21 protein-coding genes are annotated in these 21,600 nt (G+C 52.8%); 8 read left to right on the top strand and 13 right to left on the bottom strand.

What is annotated here, in order from left to right:
* Nucleotides 1-221 precede the first annotated feature (221 nt).
* The 3 genes from ACRBCU_RS15370 to ACRBCU_RS15360 form a co-directional block, all read right to left on the bottom strand.
* The gene (locus tag ACRBCU_RS15370) at nt 222-1,286 is read right to left on the bottom strand and encodes a CmpA/NrtA family ABC transporter substrate-binding protein (RefSeq protein ID WP_431366274.1); all 1,065 of its coding nucleotides are present in this window, start codon (nt 1,284-1,286) and stop codon (nt 222-224) included.
* Nucleotides 1,283-1,867, bottom strand: a complete 585-nt coding sequence (locus ACRBCU_RS15365) for an ANTAR domain-containing response regulator (RefSeq protein ID WP_431366273.1) — start codon at nt 1,865-1,867, stop codon at nt 1,283-1,285. The genes ACRBCU_RS15370 and ACRBCU_RS15365 overlap by 4 nt, the downstream gene beginning before the upstream one ends.
* A 184-nt stretch (nt 1,868-2,051) precedes the next feature.
* A complete protein-coding gene (locus tag ACRBCU_RS15360) occupies nt 2,052-3,491 on the bottom strand; it encodes an MFS transporter (protein WP_431366272.1) in 1,440 nt (479 codons plus the stop codon).
* A 70-nt stretch (nt 3,492-3,561) separates the two neighbouring features.
* On the opposite strand from ACRBCU_RS15360, the gene soxR reads away from it, so the two are divergent.
* Both soxR and ACRBCU_RS15350 read left to right on the top strand, forming a co-directional pair.
* Nucleotides 3,562-3,993, top strand: a complete 432-nt coding sequence (gene soxR / locus ACRBCU_RS15355) for a redox-sensitive transcriptional activator SoxR (RefSeq protein ID WP_431366271.1) — start codon at nt 3,562-3,564, stop codon at nt 3,991-3,993.
* Nucleotides 3,994-4,081: 88 nt separating this feature from the next.
* Nucleotides 4,082-5,206: a mandelate racemase/muconate lactonizing enzyme family protein gene (locus ACRBCU_RS15350; RefSeq protein ID WP_431366270.1), complete on the top strand. Its 1,125-nt coding sequence runs from the start codon at nt 4,082-4,084 to the stop codon at nt 5,204-5,206.
* A 42-nt stretch (nt 5,207-5,248) separates the two neighbouring features.
* Here ACRBCU_RS15350 and ACRBCU_RS15345 read toward each other — a convergent pair whose 3' ends face one another.
* The 8 genes from ACRBCU_RS15345 to ACRBCU_RS15310 form a co-directional block, all read right to left on the bottom strand.
* A complete protein-coding gene (locus ACRBCU_RS15345) occupies nt 5,249-6,130 on the bottom strand; it encodes a DMT family transporter (protein ID WP_431366269.1) in 882 nt (293 codons plus the stop codon).
* 3 nt (nt 6,131-6,133) lie between these two features.
* Nucleotides 6,134-7,021: an NAD(P)-dependent oxidoreductase gene (locus ACRBCU_RS15340; protein ID WP_431366268.1), complete on the bottom strand. Its 888-nt coding sequence runs from the start codon at nt 7,019-7,021 to the stop codon at nt 6,134-6,136.
* A 48-nt stretch (nt 7,022-7,069) separates the two neighbouring features.
* Entirely contained in the window at nt 7,070-8,074 is a 1,005-nt protein-coding gene (locus tag ACRBCU_RS15335; protein WP_431366267.1) for a Gfo/Idh/MocA family protein, read from the bottom strand.
* Entirely contained in the window at nt 8,071-9,573 is a 1,503-nt protein-coding gene (locus ACRBCU_RS15330; RefSeq protein WP_431366266.1) for a UxaA family hydrolase, read from the bottom strand. Before ACRBCU_RS15330 ends, ACRBCU_RS15335 begins: the two co-directional genes overlap by 4 nt.
* Before the next feature lie 67 nt (nt 9,574-9,640).
* Nucleotides 9,641-11,272: a TRAP transporter large permease gene (locus ACRBCU_RS15325; RefSeq protein WP_431366265.1), complete on the bottom strand. Its 1,632-nt coding sequence runs from the start codon at nt 11,270-11,272 to the stop codon at nt 9,641-9,643.
* The gene (locus tag ACRBCU_RS15320) at nt 11,272-12,114 is read right to left on the bottom strand and encodes a TRAP transporter small permease subunit (RefSeq protein ID WP_431366264.1); all 843 of its coding nucleotides are present in this window, start codon (nt 12,112-12,114) and stop codon (nt 11,272-11,274) included. The genes ACRBCU_RS15325 and ACRBCU_RS15320 overlap by 1 nt, the downstream gene beginning before the upstream one ends.
* A 17-nt stretch (nt 12,115-12,131) precedes the next feature.
* Entirely contained in the window at nt 12,132-13,301 is a 1,170-nt protein-coding gene (locus ACRBCU_RS15315; RefSeq protein WP_431366263.1) for a mandelate racemase/muconate lactonizing enzyme family protein, read from the bottom strand.
* An 84-nt stretch (nt 13,302-13,385) separates the two neighbouring features.
* Complete coding sequence (locus tag ACRBCU_RS15310; protein ID WP_431366262.1) at nt 13,386-14,408, bottom strand: TRAP transporter substrate-binding protein; 1,023 nt, start codon at nt 14,406-14,408, stop codon at nt 13,386-13,388.
* A gap of 207 nt (nt 14,409-14,615) precedes the next feature.
* Between ACRBCU_RS15310 and ACRBCU_RS15305 the strand changes: the two genes are divergently transcribed.
* Entirely contained in the window at nt 14,616-15,278 is a 663-nt protein-coding gene (locus ACRBCU_RS15305; protein ID WP_431366261.1) for a GntR family transcriptional regulator, read from the top strand.
* Here the strand turns inward: ACRBCU_RS15305 and denD are convergent.
* Nucleotides 15,267-16,232, bottom strand: coding sequence for a D-erythronate dehydrogenase (gene denD / locus ACRBCU_RS15300; RefSeq protein WP_431366260.1), 966 nt, complete (start codon nt 16,230-16,232; stop codon nt 15,267-15,269). The genes ACRBCU_RS15305 and denD overlap by 12 nt on opposite strands.
* 309 nt (nt 16,233-16,541) lie before the next feature.
* On the opposite strand from denD, the gene ACRBCU_RS15295 reads away from it, so the two are divergent.
* The 4 genes from ACRBCU_RS15295 to ACRBCU_RS15280 are packed head-to-tail and all read left to right on the top strand — an operon-like array spanning nt 16,542 to nt 19,710.
* Nucleotides 16,542-17,300, top strand: a complete 759-nt coding sequence (locus ACRBCU_RS15295) for an SDR family oxidoreductase (RefSeq protein WP_431366259.1) — start codon at nt 16,542-16,544, stop codon at nt 17,298-17,300.
* 36 nt (nt 17,301-17,336) lie between these two features.
* Complete coding sequence (locus ACRBCU_RS15290) at nt 17,337-18,185, top strand: fumarylacetoacetate hydrolase family protein (RefSeq protein WP_431366258.1); 849 nt, start codon at nt 17,337-17,339, stop codon at nt 18,183-18,185.
* Entirely contained in the window at nt 18,178-19,101 is a 924-nt protein-coding gene (locus tag ACRBCU_RS15285) for a 2-hydroxyacid dehydrogenase (RefSeq protein WP_431366257.1), read from the top strand. Before ACRBCU_RS15290 ends, ACRBCU_RS15285 begins: the two co-directional genes overlap by 8 nt.
* Before the next feature lie 18 nt (nt 19,102-19,119).
* Nucleotides 19,120-19,710 (top strand): LysE family translocator, encoded by a 591-nt coding sequence (locus ACRBCU_RS15280; protein ID WP_431366256.1) that lies wholly within the window; start codon nt 19,120-19,122, stop codon nt 19,708-19,710.
* Here the strand turns inward: ACRBCU_RS15280 and ACRBCU_RS15275 are convergent.
* The gene (locus ACRBCU_RS15275) at nt 19,707-20,474 is read right to left on the bottom strand and encodes an SDR family oxidoreductase (RefSeq protein ID WP_431366255.1); all 768 of its coding nucleotides are present in this window, start codon (nt 20,472-20,474) and stop codon (nt 19,707-19,709) included. The two genes, ACRBCU_RS15280 and ACRBCU_RS15275, sit on opposite strands and share 4 nt — an antisense overlap.
* A gap of 69 nt (nt 20,475-20,543) precedes the next feature.
* Between ACRBCU_RS15275 and ACRBCU_RS15270 the strand changes: the two genes are divergently transcribed.
* Nucleotides 20,544-21,587, top strand: coding sequence for an L-idonate 5-dehydrogenase (locus ACRBCU_RS15270; RefSeq protein WP_431366254.1), 1,044 nt, complete (start codon nt 20,544-20,546; stop codon nt 21,585-21,587).
* Nucleotides 21,588-21,600: the final 13 nt, after the last annotated feature.

Below are 21,600 nucleotides of genomic sequence, written 5' to 3'. Positions count from 1 at the left end.
TCATTGCCTTGTGATTGATTTTTGCCCGAGAGCATGCCGACCTCCATCGAAAAGCGTGCAGATGCAGCATTTTTTCTGCATTGCGGCGTGATCGCTCATTTTTTAGGCAAGAATTCAGACCCAGTGTCGAAAATTTGGCCGTCGTAATATCGATCTGGCCCGCGAAACATCTCACCTTTGTTCAATGGAATCACTGTCGGAGTGGGCAAGGCCCCTTCGGGTTATTCCAAGTCCCTTGGCAATTCGACTCCGATAGGGGCCAACGCGTCCCGATAGATATCAGCGCGAAAGCATGAGCGGGCAACCTTCTGCGCATAACTTGGATCAAGACCATGCCAACTTGCGAGCTTATCGCCAATGAGAGCCGCTTGGCTGCGCCACGGGAAATTGGTTGCTCTTTGATGGAACTCTAGAAACCCTTCGCTGCGGATCGGTGCCTTTTCACTTGAGGCAACAATGCAATTGTTAAGAGCAGGCTCAATCGCGTGATCAGGCAAGTCCAAATGCTGGTTGCGCGCCAGTATCTCAACGGCAAGAAGCGTGTTTTCCGCCTGCCCCAACCAATTCGCAGCTCGGTAGATCGCGCGAACAAGAGATCGACAGGTGTCAGGGTTCGCTTCGGCCCAATCATGACGAACGCCAAGCACCTTTTCAGGTGCGCATTCCCAAATTCGCGCGCCGGGCAAGACCAATGTCGCCCCGCTCTGTTGAACAGCAACTGTTCCCCAAGGCTCGCCAACACAAAACATGTCGAGAAACCCATCCCGAACTGCAGCGGCCATTTTGGGCGGTGGCACTGTGATGATTTCGACTTGAGAAGGATCGAAGTTTGCGGATTGGAACAGCCACATCTCTAACAGAATTCGGTGCATCGAAAATGGAAATGGAATTCCAATACGCAACGGCCCAGACGCCGCCGCGCTTAATGCTTTAGACGTTTCGTGCGGCGCGTTGAAAGTGTTGACCCAACCGTTGCCTTCGAGTTTTTGGCCAAGCTCGTTGGAAACGCCTATGACTGTCCCGTTGATTGATAGAACCATCAAGGCATCGATGTTTGCCGGCATTCCACCCAAACCCAAAGACATAGCGACCGGCATCGGCGAGAGCATATGCGCCAAATCGATGTGCCCCAAAGCGAGCTTATCGCGAAGTGCCGACCACGAAGGTTGTTTGACCAAGGTGAGATCGAGCCCCTCTTGAGCGGCAAAGGTTAGCTCCTTTGCAATGATCAAGGGCGCACAATCGACAAGCGGCAGAAATCCACATTTGATAGATCGCATCGTCATTGCAACAGCTCTGCCGCGGTGACCAAGGCGTTTGCGACGTCTATCACCTTGCGCCCCTGATCCATCGCCGTTTTACGTAAAAGCGTGTAAGCCTCTTCTTCAGATAAGCCGCGCGCTCGGATCAACAGGCCTTTGGCTCGGTCAATCGTTTTGCGATCCGCAAGCGCTTGCTTGGCCGCATCCAGTTCTAATTGCATCTTTGTGACCATCTCGAAACGCGCGATCGCCGTTTCAAGCACAGGTTTGATACGATCCTTTCGTAGACCGTTGACCACATAGGCACTAAGACCTGCAGAAATCGCAGTTTGCGTCATAGCTTCATCGGATTGATCCACGAACATCGCGACGGGACGATTGTGAGCATTTGATACAAGGCTAAAGTGTTCGAGCGTATCGCGATCAGGGTTTTCAAGATCGATGAGAATAATGTCTGGGTCTTGAAGCGTTAAGATGTGTTGCAACGCAGAAGCCGAGGCAATGACGGTGACATTTTTCCAACCGCCTTCGTGTAGCGCATCAATGATTTCGCTCGCTTTCGCTTCATCGAGTTCAACGACAAGTATGTTCAGATCACTTTGCACGGTTGCTGGGTTTACATACCTAAACCGAAGAGAACATGTTCGCAGAGCAACGATCATATCGCTCAGCGCAAAGTGCTAAAAAATGTGCACACTGAGTAGATTGCGCCTAAATTTTTAGCACAACATCGATCGCAGAGGCCAATCAGCCGTATAAGCGTTAAATTGGCGCAGCAGCCAATGATCCTTAACCCAAGATCGTTGACTGGGACGCAGGCTGTTTTCGAACGAGCGCGAACATCGCAACAAGCCCCAAAAGCGCAAAAGGCAAGCAGGCAGAGTAGATCCACGTCGCGATTTCGGCAGCTTCCGCTGAGCCTTCTATTGAGGCAAACCCAACAGCATTTGCAACGATCCCCACATACGCCGCGCCCAAAGCATATCCCAACCTTTGCACAGTAGGTATCGCACCCGAAATGCGCTGTATTTCGTCTGAATCTGCGAGCGACGTGGTGCGCCGAAGTATGAAAGTCCACGCCAAGCCAAACCCTGCGCCATCCATTGCTGCGAACACGGCAATTAGCCAAACTGGTCCATTGGGAACAGCATAGAGGAACCCTACAATGCTGATCACCACCATCGTAATGCCAGCGGCAATCATCTGCCGGTCAAGTCGCTCGGGCGATCCGCTGACAAGCACCGCAGCAATCGTCCAACCGATGGAGGAGCAGGCAACGATATAGCCCGCAGTCAGAGCAGAAACACCGTGAATTGCAGTTGTCAAAAGTGGGCCGAAAGCCGTCAAAGCGATTGTTGCGATAGACAGCGACAAAATCATCAACAGCGAGGCCCCTGTTGGAGTTCTGAGACTGAACGGAAGCTTTGGCAGCAATCTGTCCATCTCAGCGCGGCCGTCTAGCCGTAGGAACACCGCGAGGCACAGAATGCCAGCCCCTACCAATAACGAGGTTTGCAATGGTTTCACCTCAATGCCGCCCGAGGACACCAACAGTACGGCCAAGCATAACAGGGCAAGCCGTCTAAGGGGGAACTTGCCTGTCACAGCTGTTTGCACCGATGCTTGATCAGGCCGCAAGGCGATCCATAGAGACAATCCAAACGCCTGAAACGCGAAGAAACCAAAACCCCATCGCCATGTCGCATACTCGACAAAGAAGCCGCCGATCAGGGGTCCAAGAAAAGCGGAGATGCCCCAGAATGTTGACACCGCAGCCAAAGCGCGTGCCGTGTAGCGGCGCGGAAAAATAACCCCCACTGCCACAAAGGCCATGGCAACAAGCCCGCCTCCCCCCAGCCCTTGCAACGCGCGGCCAACAAGGATCACTGCCATCGACGGGCTGACTGCGCTCAGCAGACAGCCAAGTCCAAACAATGCAGCAGCAAAGCTCATCGGCGCGCGCAGCCCATGTCGCATCGTAAGCAATGCGCTTGCTGCACCTGCCACAACCGACGCGATTTCATAAAGGGAAACAGACCATCCGACCAGCGCGGCCCCGCCGACATCTGACACGATAGACGGGAGCATTGTCGCTACGATAAGCGAGTCTGCGGCGTGTAGCCAAACAGCCAAACAAACCAAGGCAAGGGAGGGCGCAAACGCACTTGTTAGGAACTCTCTCCATGAAACAAAGCCGTCGGAGTCAGTGTTACGAGCCGGTCCTGTCATCTCTACCTCTATTGTTTTGACACAATCTCTGCTACGACCTCAACATTAGTTTAGGTCAAGGGAAAAAGCAGTGACCGATCATTTTCTTTCAATCGGAGACGTTGCGCGCCGCAGTGGTTTGCCAGTCTCGACACTGCACTTCTACGAACGCAAAGGGCTCATTGCGTCGGAGCGAAACGCAGCCAATCACAGGGTTTATCGACGGGAAATCTTGCGGCGCGTTTCGGTAATCAAGGTCGCCCAACGCGCTGGTATCCCGCTTGCGAAAATCGCCGACGCGCTTTCAAGTCTGCCACTAATGGCCGCGCCAGACATCGACGCATGGGCGGAGATTTCCGAGATTTGGCACGATGATCTCACCCATAGGATCAATCTTCTCACGGCTTTGAGGGACAAGATGGGCAAGTGCATTGGCTGTGGATGTTTGAGCGTTAAAACCTGTCCGCTCTACAATGAAAACGATCATTTGGCAGAAGAGGGACCGGGGGCGAGGCTCTTATAAGCGTTCAAAGCCACTTTCGATTGGTTTCCTTGAGCCAACGGGCATTTTGCACTAGCGTTTTCGTCAGATCACCAAAGGAATTCACGCGATGCTTGGCACCGAAAAGCTTAGTTCTGAAACCGTCATTGAAAGCGTAAACGCACAACTTTTCAATGTCCCCTTGGCCGAGATTTTAAGCGACGCCAAACATGGTGATCATACGCATTTCGAATTGATAACAGTGACCATCCGCCTTTCTGACGGCTTTGAAGGCACTGGCTATACCTACACAGGCGGGAAAGGCGGGCGCTCTATCCTTGCGATGATCGAGCATGATCTAGCGCCTTTCCTCATAGGGCGCGATGGTAACGACGTCGAAGCGACATATGAAGCCATGCAATGGCACGTCCACTACGTTGCGCGCGGGGGCATCGCTTCGTTTGCGATTTCCGCCGTCGATATTGCGCTCTGGGATATACGCGGCAAACGCTTGAACCAGCCACTTTGGAAAATGGCTGGCGGCGCATCCGATAGGTGCCGCGCATATTGTGGGGGGATAGATCTGAATTTTTCACTACCAAAGCTCATCAAACAAACCGAAGGGTATCTCGCGCGGGGGTTTGACGGGGTAAAAATTAAGATTGGGCAGCCTGAATTGACGGATGATGTTGCGCGCATCAAAGCAATCCGCGACGTAATCGGACCAGATATCGCCTTTATGGTTGATGCGAACTATTCGATGAGCGTTCCGCAAGCGATTGACGCGGCGCGCGCGTTTGAACCGTTTGATCTTTTGTGGTTCGAAGAGCCAACGATCCCCGACAATTACAAAGGCTATGGCGAGATCGCGCGGGCGACAGGTATGCCTTTGGCGATGGGCGAGAACCTTCATACTTTGCACGAATTTGAATACGCCTGCGATGATGCAGAGCTTTCCTACATTCAACCCGACGCGTCCAATTGTGGCGGCATTACCGGTTGGCTTCAGGTCGCCGAACTTAGCCGCAAACACAACCTACCGGCCTGTAGTCACGGCATGCAGGAATTACATGTGAGCCTTGTTTCCGCGCAATCCAACGCTGGTTTGATCGAAGTACACAGTTTTCCGATAGACGAATACACGACCCGCCCTCTTGTCGTGAAAGATGCGCTGGCCATAGCGCCAAACGATGCGGGAATTGGTGTCACATTTGATTGGGAAAAACTACGCGCGGCGCATGCCTCAATGAACTAGGCTCAGTTAGGGCATAGATTTCAAAGGCCGGCGAGAGCGACGTTAAGATCTCTCTCGACTCCAAATGATTAGCCCAGCGCCCATGATGACGAGAGCACCGAGTAACGTACCACCATCAGGAACCGTTCCGAAAAACAGATACCCTAGAATGGCAACGTAGATCAGGAACGAATATGTAAACGGCATGAGTTGGTTCGCCGTGCCAAAACGGTGCGCGGTAGTCAGCAATTGATGCCCAGCCCAGCCAAAGACGCCTAAGCTAACAAGCACACCCCCCGCAAAAAGCGAAGCCATGGGCACCCATGCCCAGATCGCAAATGGCAACAGCACGCTTGTGCCGACGAGGCCCATGTAAAACTGCATCGTATCAACCGCAACAATCCCAGAAAGCTTGCGTGTCATGATGGAATAAAACGCAAGAGCGGTGGCATTGTAGACGATCAATAGCATGCTCGGATGAAACACTTCGCCGAAGGGGCGCACGACGATCAAAACACCGACAAAACCCAAGATGATTGCGCCCCAGCGCCATGGGCCTACTTTTTCCTTCAAAACATAGATCGATAGAAAACAAACGATCACAGGGCTAGAGAACATGATTGCGGAGACGACCGTCAGCGGTAAAAACCGAAGCGCATAGAAATTAAGCAATGTCGCGGAAACCAAAAGCAAAGCACGACTGATAACCTGCCAAGCATGGTCGGTTTTAAAACGATCTGCGGAAAACCCGTCTTTTGCAATCACACCAATCGAGATAACAAAATGGCTCGCGTAGCGCATGAAGGCGAGCTGAAAAGCCGACACTCCTGCCACCGCCAACCACTTTGCACCGGTATCAACGATCGCAAAGATGAACCACGCGGCCAGCATCAAAAGGATACCAACGCGCGGTTGATCAATGTTGGATTGGGCAGAAACAGCCAACGTCTAGGCTTTGAAGCGATTGGCGAAAAAATCTACCATTTGGCTGACCATATCGTCGGCTTGCCCATTGTCGCGCGCCTCGGTCAGTGCGGTAAGCGCACCCGAAACCATAATGCTATCGACATTTGCTTCTTCGGCCATGCGGGCATAGTAGCCAACATCCTTGGCTGCGTTCTTGATTGCAAACTCTAGCTGGTTTGGATCGTTGTCCACGCCATATGCTTTGACAAATCCCATCATGCCAGAGTTCAAAGGCCCCGCTGACATAACATCATAAAGCTGGCCGCGCTCAACGCCTGCGACATCAGCCATGGCGAACGCTTCAGCCATTGCATTTGCCATTGTCATGCCAAAGAAATTGTTGATCAGCTTAATTGTATGACCAGAACCGACAGCGCCAAGATGAAAGACGTTTTCACCTAGATCCTTTAGCACTGGCTCTACTTTGTTGAAGGCACCTTTGTCGCCTGATGCCATGATGTTGAGCAGCCCATCTTTCGCATGTGCGGGCGTTCGACCAAGAGGCGCATCAAGGAACTGACCTCCTGCCGCGGCCACTTCCTGTGCCAAGGCGCGGCTACTTGCTGGTAAGGATGTGCCAAAGTCGATGACGGTTGCACCGCTCTGCAAACCAGCAATCACGCCTTCTGCGCCGCGCATGCGTGCTTCTACATGATCTGAGGTTCCCATGCACAGCATGACGATATCGCTGACTTGCGCTACTTCCTTGGCAGAGCTGGCCTCTTGTGCGCCGCGCGCAATGGCGCGATCCAGATAGGTTCTGTCCGTATTCCCGAGCACAGTCAGATCATAGCCCTGATCTTGCAAACGCCCAACCATTGCACCGCCCATTAGGCCAAGGCCAATAAATCCAATTTTAGGTTTGTTCATCTTCGTCCCTCCATAGGACCATTTGAAGTAACTTGTGTGTAAATGCGATCATCCGCAAAGGCTTGGCTGAGCGTCCGATTGCATAAGTTGTCTTTCGATATTCTCTGCCGCCGCGAGTGTGCGCGCACCGTCAGCAACATCAATGAGCGGGCTCGCCCCGTTCATTACATCGATGAAGTGATCAAGTTGCGCTTCTAATGGTGGTTTCTGGTTCTTTTGCGGCTCGAAAGCAACGCGCTGCGCAGGCTCGCTCCACTCGCTCCCCTGCCATAGTGTCAGCGACGGAAAACTGATAGCGCCCTTGGTGCCTGTGATCCACATCATGTCTTGACCGGTGACGCCAATATTTGGGTTCTCGCCTGTGCCGGCCTCAAAGCCCCAAGGGCTAGGCGCGGTATCCGCAAAGCTGATGGTTCCAGTTGCGCCATTTTCGAAACCAATCGCGATAGCGCCGCTTTCGATGCGATCACCGCCACGAATTGAGCGCCCCCGCAAAGCGACCGAGCTAGAAATCTCACCAATTGCAAAGCGAAGCAGATCAATGTCATGCACCAGATTGATCATCACGGGGCTACCGCCAGCTGTGCGCCAATTCCCTTCAAAATATGTGTCTGGCTTGCGCATCGCCCACATCAGAGAAACGTTGATAACATCGCCGATCAAGCCTTGCTCCAACTCACGTTTTAACTGTTGAACAGGCGCGTGATAGCGGCGGTGGTGCCCGACAAGAGAGCGAACAGTGCTTTGCACTAACGCCGCCTCCAATGCTTGTGCATCGGGCATTGTTCCAGCGACAGGCTTTTCGATAAGCATGTGCCACCCGCGCGCCGCCGCCTTGATCCCTTGTTGCGCATGAAGATGTGTCGGCGTCGCGACAATCACGCCATCAACGGGCACATCTACCTCATCCATCGCTGCAAAGCGGCGCAGCTCGGGGGCAATGTTCATGTCGGGGTCCACCAATCCAGCAAGTGTGCAGCCATCATGTGCCTCCACCGCGCGCACATGGCGAATGCCGATTAAGCCACCCCCGAGAACGAGTATGCGCTTCACATCACTGCTCCGATTTGCCAAGGCACGAACTCATAGTCACCAAGACCCAGCGCTTCTGATTTTGTCTGCTCACCTGATGCGACGCGCAGGAACATTTCGTATATTTCTTGGCCCTTTTCTTCAACGCTGACGCCTTTGGAAAGGATTTCGCCTGCGTCCACATCCATGTCTTCATCCATCCGCAACGCCATTTCGGAGTTGGTTGCAACTTTCACTGTCGGTGCAGGTTTAGAACCAAAAGCCGATCCCCGCCCTGTTGTAAAGCAGACCAAATTGCAGCCCCCTGCAATCTGGCCAGTGACAGATGCGGGGTCATACCCGGGGCTATCCATAAAGGTGAAACCGCGCGCGGTGACCGGTTCTGCGTATTTGAACACGCCGTTCAACGGCGTCGTGCCACCTTTCGCAGCTGCGCCGAGTGACTTCTCGAGAATGGTTGTAAGGCCCCCCTTCTTATTGCCAGGGCTTGGGTTGTTATCCATAGAGCCTTTGTTGCGATCGGTGTAATCTTCCCACCATTTGATCAACTTGATGAGCTTATCCCCAGTGGCCCGGTCAATTGCACGCCGTGTTAGCAGATGCTCTGCGCCATAGATTTCAGGCGTTTCAGCGAGAACACCCGTCGCGCCTTGGGCCGCTAGCAAATCACACGCATATCCCAATGCTGGGTTCGCAGTAACACCTGACCATGCATCAGAGCCGCCGCATTGCAGCGCAACCATTAACTCGGAGGCGGGACATTCCGTTCGCTGGGATTGGTTTGCAATTGGCAACATCGCTTTGATCTTGGCGATGCCAAGTTCAACTGTGCGGCGCAAACCAGCGACATTTTGGATATTCATCGTTTGAAACGTCGGGCTTTGCTTCAGACCGTAGGCGTCAAGGAGCCAGTCAATTTGGTTCATTTCACAACCAAGGCCCACCATCAAAACGCCCCCATGATTGGGGTGCTTTGCATATCCCCACATGACGCGCTGAAGTGCTTCGAACCCATCCCCGCTATCCGCCATGCCACACCCCGTCCCATGCACAAATGCGCAAACTCCATCGACATTGGGAAACTCGACCAACACCTCAGGTGTAAAGTGATCCGCGATCATCCGCGCGGCGGTCGCGGAACAATTTACCGACGTCACAATGGCGATATAATTGCGCGTCCCAACGCGGCCATTCGCGCGTTTGTACCCAAAAAAGGTATCTACTGACTTTGACGGCGCTACTGGGCGAAGATCGGTTGAGAACTCGTATTCGAACTCAGTATTGCGAAACTCCACATTATGCGTGTGGACGTGATCCCCAGCCTCAATGTCGCAAGATGCATAGCCTATCAGCTGGGCATATTTGCGGACCGGCGCGCCCTTTTCCATCGCCTGCGTTGCAACCTTATGACCCGATGGAATTGTCGCGCGTGTTTTTATGCCCTCGACGGGAATGCCCACTGCCAACGTGCGCGTTGCCGTCACGATTGTATCTGTGCGATCCAATCTAACGAAGTCCATTAGTCTGTTCCTTTCCGCAGGATCCTTCTTTGCAGGCGACCTTGGGCGTCAACATCGCGCGAAACCGCTACAGCAACAGAGTAATTATGCTTGGCCAGATCGTCAGCACGGACAGCGCAAGCACTTGAATGCCGATGAAGGGCAGGAAGCCTTTGAAGATATCAGTAAGGCTAATGTGCGGCGGAGCCACTGACTTCAGGTAAAAGGCCGCTGGTCCAAACGGGGGTGAAAGAAAACTGACCTGCATGTTCATACAGAACACCACTCCGAACCAGATTGCTACATGCTGAGGTTCTAGCTGGCCGATGAAACCGATTTCTTCGATAGGAAGACGCAACACAATCGGCAAGAAGACTGGAATAATCAACAGAACGATTCCAACCCAATCCATGAACGCTCCCATGAACAACAGGATCAGCATCATCATTAAAATCACGGCCATCGTCGGAAGGTCTTTGCCGACAATTAGGTCAGCCACATACTGCGGGCCACCTGCGATTGTGTAGGCCCCCGCAAGAGCCGCGGCTCCTATGGTCACCCAAATAATCGTACCTGTTGATTTCAGCGTGCGCATCAAACTGTCCCAAACCAACTCGAACGATCCTTCGCCGCGCAATATTGCAATGATGAGAACCGCAAAGGCCCCCATGCCAGCGGCTTCTGTAATGCCCGTGATGCCACCGTAAATTGAGCCCAAGACAACACCAATTACGACCATTGGGGCAACAAGGCCCTTGCCCATATCCCAGCCGATCTTCGAGCGCTCTTTGCCAAACACAAAAAAGATTAAGAGCAAGGAAACCACGGTAATTCCTCCAAGCCATGGCAAATGCGCCATCGTGCCTAGTCGCGCAACATCCCCTCCACTTTCAATCGCTGCGGCATTTGAACCTGACAGCTCAAAGAACGCTGCGCGAATGAACAGCACCGCGGAAAAGCCCCCAACAACAATACTCATGAACGCCCCGAAAAGCTTGCGCTTTTCAGAAGGTTCGGGATCATTTGGATCAGGCTCTGGCAGCGGCGCATCTTCGGGGCGCAACTGCGTGCGCACAATGATGTAAAGAATAATCATTGACGCAAGCATGAAACCGGGGATGAACGCAGCGGTAAACAGCGCCTTGATCGATGTTTCCGTAATCAGCCCATAGATAATCAAAACGATTGACGGCGGGATCATCGTACCCAGCGAGCCGGACGCACAAATCACACCAATCGCGAGGTTCTGATTATAACCGAGCCGCAGCATCTGCGGCAGGGCAATCAGGCCAAGCAGAACGACTTCGCCGCCAATAATGCCGGACATAGCCGCCATGATGACCGCCATGATCGACGTAACGATCGCAATTCCGCCGCGTGTGCGCGACAGCCAGACATTAAGCGAGGAATACATATCCTTCGCAATGCCTGAGCGCTCAAGCAGCGACGCCATAAAGATGAACAGCGGCACTGATATGAGCACGTAATCGGTTAACAGCCCGTATATTTTCTGAGCTAAGATATAGAGCGCCCCGGTCCCCGACCTCCCCGTGAGCATACCGTCGCCAAATGTCATCGGATTTAGCAACAGCGCTGGTTCGAATTTCATCACAAGAACCAATACTGCGAGCGCGGCTGAGGCCAAACCAAGTGGCATGCCGATAGCAAGTAAGGCGATCAGCGCAAGCATCAACACCAGTGAAATTGTTCCAATGTCCATTAGTCTTGCCCCACTGCTTTTTTCAGCATTTCGATTTCTTCTTCATCCGGCTCATCCGTGTGAATAATCGGTTCTTTGTTCCAATCCGCGATCAGGTTCAGCACCGCTTGAACTGCGACCAAGGTGATCACGATCAACACCATCGGTTGCAGGGTCGCTGGAATAGGCGGATTAAAGGCGGAGCCATAAAGCTCCCATTTGTAGAGCTTGTTAACGAAGACCTGCTTGTAGCTGCCAAAAACCAGAAAGAAGGCAAACAGCACGATCAACAAAGTTGAAATCGTATCGAACACCTTTTGAAGCCACCGCGGCACCGCATCATACAATAGAAAAATTCTTATGTGGCTACGCTGCTGCATTGCGTAAAAGCCAGAGGTCAGAAAGACGAAGCTGGCGAACCAAAGCGTCATCTCGTTGGCCCATTCCGTTGGTTTTTCGATGACGTATCGCAGGAACACTTCGTAGAGCATCACAACCGTCATAATCGCGATCATCATCATTGTGGCGCGACCAACAAAAAGAGCGGCGCGGTCAATGCCGCTAGCGCCTACGTACTCAATACCCGCCGCTCGCACTGTGCGCGCGCCAATCACTGCCAAGATCGGGGCCAGAAGAAGCGCCAAGAGATCGACAATATCGATGTGGCCTCCAAATACCCCACCCAAATTTGGCGTGATGTCCGCTTTTAAGTAGATCGCAGTAACCTGCGCTTTTAGAGATTCAGATGTGTAAGGAACCCAGTCGAGCATAAACGCGGGCAAGTGCCAGACCAGCCAACTCATCACCCCGACAAAAGCCAGAGGGATAAGCCACTCGATTAGTCCGCCTGTTCGTTGCTGCATCACGGTCCCTTTCGTCGCTAAGCGTCGATTGTATAGTGTTTGATGAATTCCAGATCTGGTTCGACACCGATCCCTGCTCCTGTTGGAACCGCAACGCGCCCAGCGTTGGCTTTGACTTGCCCTTGGATATCCAAGGGCTCGGCCAATAGGTTATCGCGGAACTTGTTGTCTGTAGTGTCAAATTCCAGCATCGGTTCCCATGGGTGCAGCCCCCCCGGCAAAGGTGGCATAGCCGCGAGCAATTGTAGGTTCGTCGCAACTGCGATTGCGCTGCCCCACACATGATTGATCACAGGGGTAAAATGGGCATGGCACAGCGCGAGCACTCTTAGGTATTCCGAAACGCCGCCAAGCGCGCAGACTTCTGGCTGCGCTATGTCTAAGCCTCGGTTTTCAAGGATGCTGCGCCAACCCCAACGGTTAAATTCCGCTTCGCCGCCTGAAATATTCACCCTCAGGCCAGCACGCAGTTCTTTATATCCATCCAGATCCTCGGGCGCGATTGGCTCTTCGAACCAATACGCGTCCAGCTCTTCCAAAGCGCGTCCAACATAGAATGCATCAGACGTAGTATAGGCATGATTGGCATCGACCATGAACTTGAAGTCTTCGCCCACGCCGCGGCGCACAGCCTCGCACAGCTTCACGTCCGGCTTTGGACCAAAGCCTGTCTTCATCTTGGTCGCGACGAAACCCATCGCTTTGATTGCCTGCGCTTCATCTTCAAATCGCGCCGCTAGTGCGTCAATCGGTTCATCGCGCAGCATCATGCCGTAGCCGTAACACGGCACGCTATCGCGATGCGCTCCGCCGATCAGTTTATGAAGCGGCAAGCCCGCAACTTTGCCTGCGATATCCCAAAGCGCGATATCCACGCCGGACAGGGACTGCATTGGCATTCCCTTCTGCCCATGATCTCGCAAAAGGTTGTAAACCTTATGCCAAATCACGTCCCGATCTATCGGGTCCATGCCCAACACCAAAGGCTGGATGACCTTCTCTACAATTCCTTTGTTGGCAATCGCCACATTGCCGGGACCAAAGCACTCCCCCCACCCCGTGATGCCTTCGTCCGTGCGCACCTCGACCAAATGGGCGGAACGCTTGTCATAGTATTGCTGCGAATATCCCAAAACCTCGGGCATATCATATTGCAATACATGAGACTTGATGCGTGTGATTTTCATTGCGAACCGAGGATAAGAGGTGAAAACGGCAAGGCCATTGGAAACAGCCTTGCCGCGCCGAACTAAGTCAACAAGAGACGATGATTATTTCATCGCGCCCATGTTCTTCAGGAACGAAATGTGGCTCTCCAAAAGCGCCTTTGCTTCTGGTGTCGTCGCAAATTCATTCCAGCCGATCTGAACAGCATCACGGTATGCCTGAAGGTCCTCGGGAGCCCACTCATACAGGTTGATGCCTTTCGCGCGCAGATCTTTAGCGGTTTGCGCGTTTTGAACTTCGTTGATCGTTGCGTTGTGAAGCGCAAGGCTGTCCATCGCAACTTCCATAATTTTGCGGTGATGCGCTGGCATCGCATCCCACACGTCCTTGCGGCACGCGAGGTGGTCAGCTGGCATCGAGTGGAAACCGGGGAAGTTTGTGTGCTCTGCAATGTCGTATAGACCGAGACCAACGTTGTTCGTCAGGTTCGCCGCGTCAGCGCCGTCGATGATACCTGTCTCAAGCGCGGTGAAGATTTCGTTGAAATCCATCACAATCGGAGACGCACCAAGTGCCGCGAAAACTTTTGTCGCAAGGCCGGGGGGGGAGCGGAATTTCCAGTCTTTGAAATCTGCCGCAGTGCGGATCGGCTTTGTAGAAGCAAGGGACTCAGGGCCCGGAATCCACCAACCGACAAATTCCATGTCATACCCGTTATAAAGGCCGTTCAAAGCATCGCGGCCGTCACCATGCAAAAGCCAAGCCATTTGCTGATATGGGTTCTGATAGCCACCAAGCAGATCGCCCGCGAATTGGAACGCTGGGTTCTTACCCGTTTGATAGGCACCGCCAGTCATATCGCAATCCAAGATACCTGTAGCAGCAGCGTCAAACGTCTCAACGGACTTAACAACAGACGAAGAATAGAACATCTCAACCTGAATTTCGCCATTTGACATCGTTTGAATGTCGTCGATGTATTTCGCTGCCATTTTACCAGAAAGTGTTTCAGGCGAGAAATGTGTTTGAATGCGCAACTTGGTTGTTGCGTGACCATCTGCAACTGCTGAAGTTGCCGCCATTGCAGCGACAACAGCAACCGAGGCGGCTGTTTTCAATAAATTCATGGTGTCCTCCCAGACGTTGAGCGTTCGTTAGCGGCAAGCTCGCAAGCTTCCCAAATGTATGACGCAGAAGAATGTTAGGGCGGCGAATCTCTTTCAGCAAGAAAAAAGTGAAATTCATGGTTATTTTGAGATTTTTCTATAATTTTGAGATTTTAATGATATCTAAGACCCTAGCGAATTTCGATGAAACCGCGTAAGGCACGCCGCATGACCAATGACACAGACATTTTTGCTCAATTACAGCGTCGGCTTATTTCAAATGGATTTGAGCATGGCGCAAAACTACGCGCGGAAGTTTTGCGCAAAGAATTTGCCTGCTCAGCGAGCACAGTGCGTGAAGCACTATTTCGACTTTCAACGCTTGGCCTTGTCGATTTTCAAGAACAACGCGGTTTCCGCGTACCGGTGATGTCGCCCGAAAAGTTGATCGAGTTGACCCACTTGAGAATCCTGCTTGAGAGCGAAGGAACAGTTCTTTCCATCCGAAAAGGCGGCGTTGCATGGGAAGCCCGGCTTGCTGCGGCACATTACAAGCTTAGCCATATCGAAAAACGCATTCATGGGGCTGACGATCTGACCGATTTGGTCGACATCTGGTTTAGCGCTGAAAAAGAGTTTCATGAAACTCTTATCTCGGCGTGTGGTTCAGCTACGCTCAAGCAGATACATGGCCAAATTTACGCTCAGTTTCGCCAACAGTTGATGAAAGTGGATCGCAAGTTCGACTTCATCTCAGAGAACATTCAGCACCACGCAGATATTCTTGATGCGGCCCTTGCTGGCGACGAAGCGCTCACGCACACTCGCATACACGATCACTTGGCTCGCCACCTCACAGGCACAACCTTAGACGCATATTTAGCGGTCTAGATCATCTTCGATATAGGCTTTGATTATCTCGTCGAAACTGTTCTCGGACGTGAAGCCCAGAGCGATTGCCCTTTGCGGATCGAAATTACGCGGCCAGCTGGCGACCATGGACTCAATCGCGTCATCTGGCTGATGCTTAATCAAATCAACGGCCCCCTGCCCTGCCGCACGGCGTAGCGCCTCAATTTGCTCCGCCACGGTGCAACTATACCCTGGCAAGTTCAATGCACGTCGCCCTTCTAGCCGCGCCAAATCCATCGTTGCCGCATGCGTTAGAAAGCCAGCGGCAGAACGCGGACTGGCGTGCCAGTGGCGCACCGTGTCCTGAACCGGCAATATCGCTTCATGACCATTTAGAGGCTCGCGAATGATGCCCGAAAAAAACGAAGATGCCGCCGCGTTGGCTTTGCCGGGCCGCACACAGATCGTCGGCAAACGTAGCGAAATACCATCGACAAAGCCCTTTCGGCTGTAATCTGACAGCATCAGCTCGCAAGCTGCTTTTTGCGCGCCGTAGCTGGTTAGCGGCGCAGAAAGAAATTCATCACCGATCTTGTCGGGGTATGGCCCGCCAAAGACCGCGATGGAGGACGTGAACACAACCCGAGGGCAATATCGCCCATTGGTGGCGTCATGTTGATCTTTTAACGCATTCAGCAGATGCCACATCGACATCATATTCACATCCCAGCCCAGCTCGAACTCTTGCTCTGCCTGACCAGAAACAATCGACGCCAGTTGAAAAACAATATCGGGCTGAGCCGCAGCAAGTTTTTGTGAAATCGCGGGGTCGGCGATGTTTCCCTTGATTGCGGGTAAGCCCAGATCGCCGACAGGAAATGCGCGATCGAACAACGTAATGTCCGCTTCTTCAAACGTCTGTTCGCGGACGATTTTCTGAGCCAATTTTTGGCCAATCATACCGCCGCCGCCTAAGATGAGTATCTTTTTCATAGCAATAACCCTCAGGTTCTGAGTTTCAGTTCGGGCTCGTAAAGAACCGCAGCGAGCAACCGCTGTTTGGGTGGCTTTGGCACTTCGACTTGAGCTGTTTTTTTCGAAGCAAATCTACCTAGCGTGATCATCGTCCCAGACCTTTCTTGCGCCCAGCATAAATCGGGGAATGGTCAAACCAAAAACTCTGCCATACGCTAACGGTCAAGCATAAAACCACTTGGCCGCGTGGTTTGAAAGGGACAAAACTTAGCGTTTCAACCCACTCTGAACGGAGTGAAAAACGAATGGAAGAAAGATTTTATCGCCATGGGACAAAGACTTAAGGGAAAGCGCGCGCTTATCACTGCCGCTGCACAAGGGATCGGTAGAGCCAGCGCAATTGCCATGGCAAACGAAGGCGCAAAGGTGTTTGCGACCGATGTAAACATGGATGCGCTATCCACGATTCGGAGCGAGAATCTCGAAAATATCGAAATTTTCGAACTCAACGCTCTAGACAAAAAGAGCGTAGATGAAGGCGTTTCCCGCGCCGATCCTGACATCCTTTTTAACTGCGCCGGCTTTGTTCACAGCGGCAATGTTTTGGACGCGGATGAGGAAGAATTCGAATTCGCAATGAACCTCAATGTCCGCTCGATGATGCGCACGATCAAAGCTGCGCTGCCCGGAATGCTAAAGCGCGGATCAGGTTCGATCATCAACATGTCCTCTGCCGCTGGATCTATCATCGGCGCACCTAATCGCTTCATCTATGGAACAAGCAAAGCGGCCGTTGTTGGGCTTACGAAATCTGTGGCGAGCGACTTCGTTTCGCAAGGCATTCGATGCAATTGTATCTGCCCCGGCACCGTAGAAAGCCCTAGCTGGCATGATCGCGTTACTGCGCTTGGGCAAGAGCTGGGCAGCCGCGATGAAGCGCTCGCACAGTTCGTCGCCCGCCAACCCATGGGCAGGGTAGCAACGGCAGAAGAGATCGCTGCTTTGGTCGTCTATCTTGCCAGCGATGAAAGCGCATTCACCACAGGGCATCCGCATGTCATCGACGGCGGATGGTCAGGCCAATAACTCACACCTTTTCAATTATCTAAGACAGGACCCCTCATGAAACTTCTACGTTATGGCGCCGTTGGCGCCGAAAAACCTGGACTTCTTCACTCAGACGATACGCTCCGCGATCTTTCGGCGCATATTGATGACATCACAGGCGATACAATCGATGATGCAACGCTTGCCAAATTGCGCACAGTTGATCCCGCCAGCCTTCCAATTGTGGACGGCGAACAGCGCATCGGGGCCTGCGTCGGCAATATCGGCAAATTCCTATGCATCGGCTTGAATTACTCCGATCACGCAGCCGAAACTGGTGCGGAAATCCCCAAGCATCCGATTTTGTTCTTTAAAGCGAACTCTGCAATCGTCGGCCCAAATGACGACGTTGTTATGCCACGCGGCTCAACGCAGACCGATTGGGAAGTAGAGCTCGGCGTCGTTATCGGCAAAGAAGCAAAATATGTCAGCAAAGAGAATGCGCTTGATCATGTAGCGGGATATTGCATTGTGAATGACGTCTCCGAGCGGCATTTTCAGGCCAATTTGACGGGTCAATGGACCAAGGGGAAATCCTGCGACACCTTTGGCCCAACTGGCCCTTGGCTGGTCACGCGCGATGAAATTGAAGACCCGCAAAATCTCGACATGAGCTGTGATGTGAACGGCAAGCGCATGCAGACAGGAAACACTGCGACAATGATCTTTACGGTCGCAGAAATCATTGAGCACTTGAGCCAGCTTTTCACTCTGCATCCCGGCGATGTGATCACCACTGGCACGCCTCCGGGTGTTGGGCTGGGGATCAAGCCTGAACCGATCTTCCTCAAAAAAGGCGACGTGATGGAATTGAGCATTCAAGGTCTTGGACATCAACGCCAGAAAGTAGATCAAGATGCCTGATTTATTGCAGATTGGCGGCATCACCGACACGATGAAAGAGCGTTTGGAAGCCGCCTTTACGATTCACCAATTGGATGAGTTCGAGCCAGAAAAGATCACTCATGTGATTACCAACGGTCATGACGGGGTGTCGCCAGAATTGATGGCATCCCTCACCAACTTGGAAGTGATTAGCGGTTATGGCGTTGGCTATGATGCTGTTGACGCCGAAGAGGCCGCGCGGCGCGGAATTTATGTAACCCACACACCAAACGTGTTGAACGAAGAGGTCGCGACAACTGCGGTTTTACTCTTGCTCGCATGCTATCGCGAGTTGCTGCGTGACGATGCCTATGTGCGTACAGGTGAGTGGAAAACAAAGGGAAATGCGCCGCTCACGCGATCGGCGGACAACCAAACCGTTGGAATTCTGGGCCTTGGGCGCATTGGTCAGGCTATCGCTGATAAGCTGGCCCCTTGGAATGCCAAAATTCTCTATCATTCCCGCAACAAAAAGGACGTATCCTATACATACTATGATGATCTTACAGAAATGGCCCGCGATAGTGATGTGCTAATCTGCATCACACCGGGCGGTGCATCGACAAACAAGATCGTCAACAAAGATGTCTTGCACGCGCTAGGTCCCAACGGAACCCTCATCAACGTAAGCCGTGGTTCAGTTGTCGACGAAGCCGCGCTGATAGAGGCTTTGCAAAGCGGGGCGCTGGGTTGGGCAGGACTTGATGTGTTTGAAGCTGAGCCCGCAGTACCGCAAGCGCTGCGCGATCTTCCGAACACTGTTTTGCTCCCACATGTGGGCAGCGCGACGGTTGAAACGCGCGCAGCAATGGGCGCTTTGACGGTTGATAATCTGCTCAAGCATATCAAGGATGGCTCTGTGATGAGTGCCGTTCCAGAATGCGCCCACCTCTAGAGGGTTTTCGGCTAACGCATGATTGAATTTCTCGTCGCCGTCCTCTTTTTGCTGATCACACCTGGACCAGGCGTTTTAACGACCGCGGGGATTGGCGCGGCATACGGATTTCGTGCCGGGCTCGGGTTTATCTGGGGCCTGATGCTCGGTGGTTTCATCAATATGATGATCATCATCTCGGGCCTAGCTGCGCTCGTGCTGGCAATCCCGTCTTTGCGCGCGGTGTTGTTGATCGCATCGCTCTGCTATTTGCTCTATCTCGCGTGGCGCATCGCAAGCGCTGGAGCAAAGATCGGCTTTGCTCCGGCCAACACACCACTCGGGTTCAAAAATGGCTTGATGTTGCAGTTCATCAATCCCAAAGCTTACGTTGTTGGAACCACCTTGTTTTCCGGTTTTGTCTTTTTGCCAGACAATCCCGTTTTGGAAATTGTGCTAAAGCTCGTCTTTTTCAATCTCATCTGGATGCCTGTCCATCTCGTCTGGCTCGCGTTTGGTGCAAAAATCGGAAGCTTGAACCTATCGCATCGCCGCCAACGCGCGATAAATGTCGCTATGGCGTTCGCTTTGATTGTGGTCGTATGCATCGCGCTTTGGACGTCTCTTTAAAGCGATGCAGTAATGCCCCCATCGACATAGAGCGTATGCCCGTTGACAAAACTCGCGCCCTTTGACGACAAGAATATCGCAGCTCCAACCAGCTCTTCTACATTGCCCCAACGCCCCGCCGGTGTGCGTTTGGCAAGCCATGCACTAAACTCGTCATCCGCGACCAAAGCCGCATTAAGCGGCGTGTCGAAATAACCAGGAGCAATCGCGTTGCAGTTCAATCCATACTGCGCCCAGTCGGTTGCCATTCCCTTGGTCAAATTCGCCACTGCGCCTTTGGTCGCCGTATAAGGCGCGATGCCAGGGCGTGCGAGCGACGTTTGAACCGAGGCGATATTGATGATTTTGCCCGTGCCGCGCGCGATCATATGCCGAGCAACGGCTTGGCCAACGTGAAATACCGAGGCAACATTCGTCTGCAGCAAACGCTCAAAGGCGTCTGCTGGAAAATTCTCCAACTCGGTTCGATGCTGCATGCCGGCATTGTTGATCAATATATCAATGCGACCGTGCTCTGTTTCAAATTCATCAACCGCCGCCCGAACACCGTTGTGATCCGTGGCATCAAAGGCAAGCTGATACACTTTCGCGCCTTCGCTCTCTAGCGTCCTTGCCGCACTCGCGAGTTTGCCTTCGTCTCGACCATTAAGCACGATTTCAGCCCCAACGCCCGCGAGGCCCCGTGCAAGCGCAAACCCGATTCCCTGACTGGAACCCGTGATCAGCGCACGCTGCCCCGTTAGATCAAACATGTTGAGCGACATTGAAAATATCCTTTGGTTATTGGCGGTAAGTAAACGTAACTTGAGCGGAGTTGTACAGGGAAACCACCTATGAATACCTCCAACGTTTCAATCGTAATTCATGCTGCGCGCGATCTACGCGTAGAAGAGAGTGGCGAAATATCTAAGATCGGCTCAGGGCAAGTTCTGATAGAAATTCAGTCAGGCGGCATTTGCGGTTCTGATTTGCACTACTACAACCACGGTGGTTTTGGTCCGATCCAACTGCGTGAACCGATGATTTTGGGGCATGAGGTTTCTGGAAAAATCGTTTCAACAGCAAGCGACGTCAGTGCCCTCAGTGTCGGTCAATTGGTGGCCGTGTCGCCATCTCGCCCTTGTCAGTCATGTGAATACTGCTTGAAGGGGCAGCAAAACCATTGCCTCAACATGCAATTTTACGGCAGCGCCATGCCCTTTCCCCATATCCAAGGGGCCTTTCAAAAGCATCTAGTCGCGGAAGCCGCGCAATGTGTTCCAGCTGATGGGTTGAGCTCTGGGCAAGCCGCAATGGCTGAACCTTTAGCCGTTTGTTTGCACGCCCTGAAACGAGCTGGCGATGTGATGGCAAAGAACGTTTTGATTACGGGATGTGGCCCGATTGGCTGCTTGAGCATCCTCGCCGCTCGACGCGCTGGCGCGGGCCAAATCATCGCGACAGATCTATCCGACTTCGCGCTAGAAAAGGCGCGCGAATGTGGTGCTGATCTGACGTTTAATACGAAAGAAACACCCTATGCCTTGGCCCGATTTCAGCGCGATAAGGGGCAAATTGACGTTCATCTGGAATGCTCGGGCGCAGCTGGGGCGCTTGCCGCGGGGGTCGCTTGCCTAAAGCCCAAAGGCACGTTGGTGCAGCTTGGCCTTGGCGGTGATATGAGCGTGCCGATGCAAGCGATGACTGCCAAAGAAATCACGCTTCGCGGCTCCTTTCGCTTCCATGAAGAATTCGCATCCGCAGTGCGCATGATGCAGAGCGGCTTGATAAAGGTCGATGCCTTGCTCACGCACCGCTTTGACGCGACAGACGCTCAGCGTGCGTTCGAAACCGCTAACGATCGAAGCCAAGCAATGAAAGTACAGCTTGCGTTTTAGAGCAGGAGGAACA

It is taken from the genome of Planktotalea sp. (assembly GCF_050633725.1).
Classification (GTDB): Bacteria; Pseudomonadota; Alphaproteobacteria; order Rhodobacterales; family Rhodobacteraceae; genus Planktotalea.
This window is presented reverse-complemented; position numbering and strand designations above follow the sequence as displayed.

Coding starts and splice junctions, on each gene's coding strand:
- ACRBCU_RS15285 (WP_431366257.1), top strand. CDS start 18,178: ATGCCTGATTTATTGCAGATTGGCGGCATCACCGACACGATGAAAGAG.
- ACRBCU_RS15290 (WP_431366258.1), top strand. CDS start 17,337: ATGAAACTTCTACGTTATGGCGCCGTTGGCGCCGAAAAACCTGGACTT.
- ACRBCU_RS15270 (WP_431366254.1), top strand. CDS start 20,544: ATGAATACCTCCAACGTTTCAATCGTAATTCATGCTGCGCGCGATCTA.
- ACRBCU_RS15330 (WP_431366266.1), bottom strand. CDS start 9,573: ATGGACTTCGTTAGATTGGATCGCACAGATACAATCGTGACGGCAACG.
- ACRBCU_RS15280 (WP_431366256.1), top strand. CDS start 19,120: ATGATTGAATTTCTCGTCGCCGTCCTCTTTTTGCTGATCACACCTGGA.
- ACRBCU_RS15370 (WP_431366274.1), bottom strand. CDS start 1,286: ATGACGATGCGATCTATCAAATGTGGATTTCTGCCGCTTGTCGATTGT.
- ACRBCU_RS15310 (WP_431366262.1), bottom strand. CDS start 14,408: ATGAATTTATTGAAAACAGCCGCCTCGGTTGCTGTTGTCGCTGCAATG.
- ACRBCU_RS15340 (WP_431366268.1), bottom strand. CDS start 7,021: ATGAACAAACCTAAAATTGGATTTATTGGCCTTGGCCTAATGGGCGGT.
- ACRBCU_RS15320 (WP_431366264.1), bottom strand. CDS start 12,114: ATGCAGCAACGAACAGGCGGACTAATCGAGTGGCTTATCCCTCTGGCT.
- ACRBCU_RS15305 (WP_431366261.1), top strand. CDS start 14,616: ATGACCAATGACACAGACATTTTTGCTCAATTACAGCGTCGGCTTATT.
- ACRBCU_RS15275 (WP_431366255.1), bottom strand. CDS start 20,474: ATGTCGCTCAACATGTTTGATCTAACGGGGCAGCGTGCGCTGATCACG.
- ACRBCU_RS15315 (WP_431366263.1), bottom strand. CDS start 13,301: ATGAAAATCACACGCATCAAGTCTCATGTATTGCAATATGATATGCCC.
- denD (WP_431366260.1), bottom strand. CDS start 16,232: ATGAAAAAGATACTCATCTTAGGCGGCGGCGGTATGATTGGCCAAAAA.
- ACRBCU_RS15350 (WP_431366270.1), top strand. CDS start 4,082: ATGCTTGGCACCGAAAAGCTTAGTTCTGAAACCGTCATTGAAAGCGTA.
- ACRBCU_RS15295 (WP_431366259.1), top strand. CDS start 16,542: ATGGGACAAAGACTTAAGGGAAAGCGCGCGCTTATCACTGCCGCTGCA.
- ACRBCU_RS15360 (WP_431366272.1), bottom strand. CDS start 3,491: ATGACAGGACCGGCTCGTAACACTGACTCCGACGGCTTTGTTTCATGG.
- ACRBCU_RS15325 (WP_431366265.1), bottom strand. CDS start 11,272: ATGGACATTGGAACAATTTCACTGGTGTTGATGCTTGCGCTGATCGCC.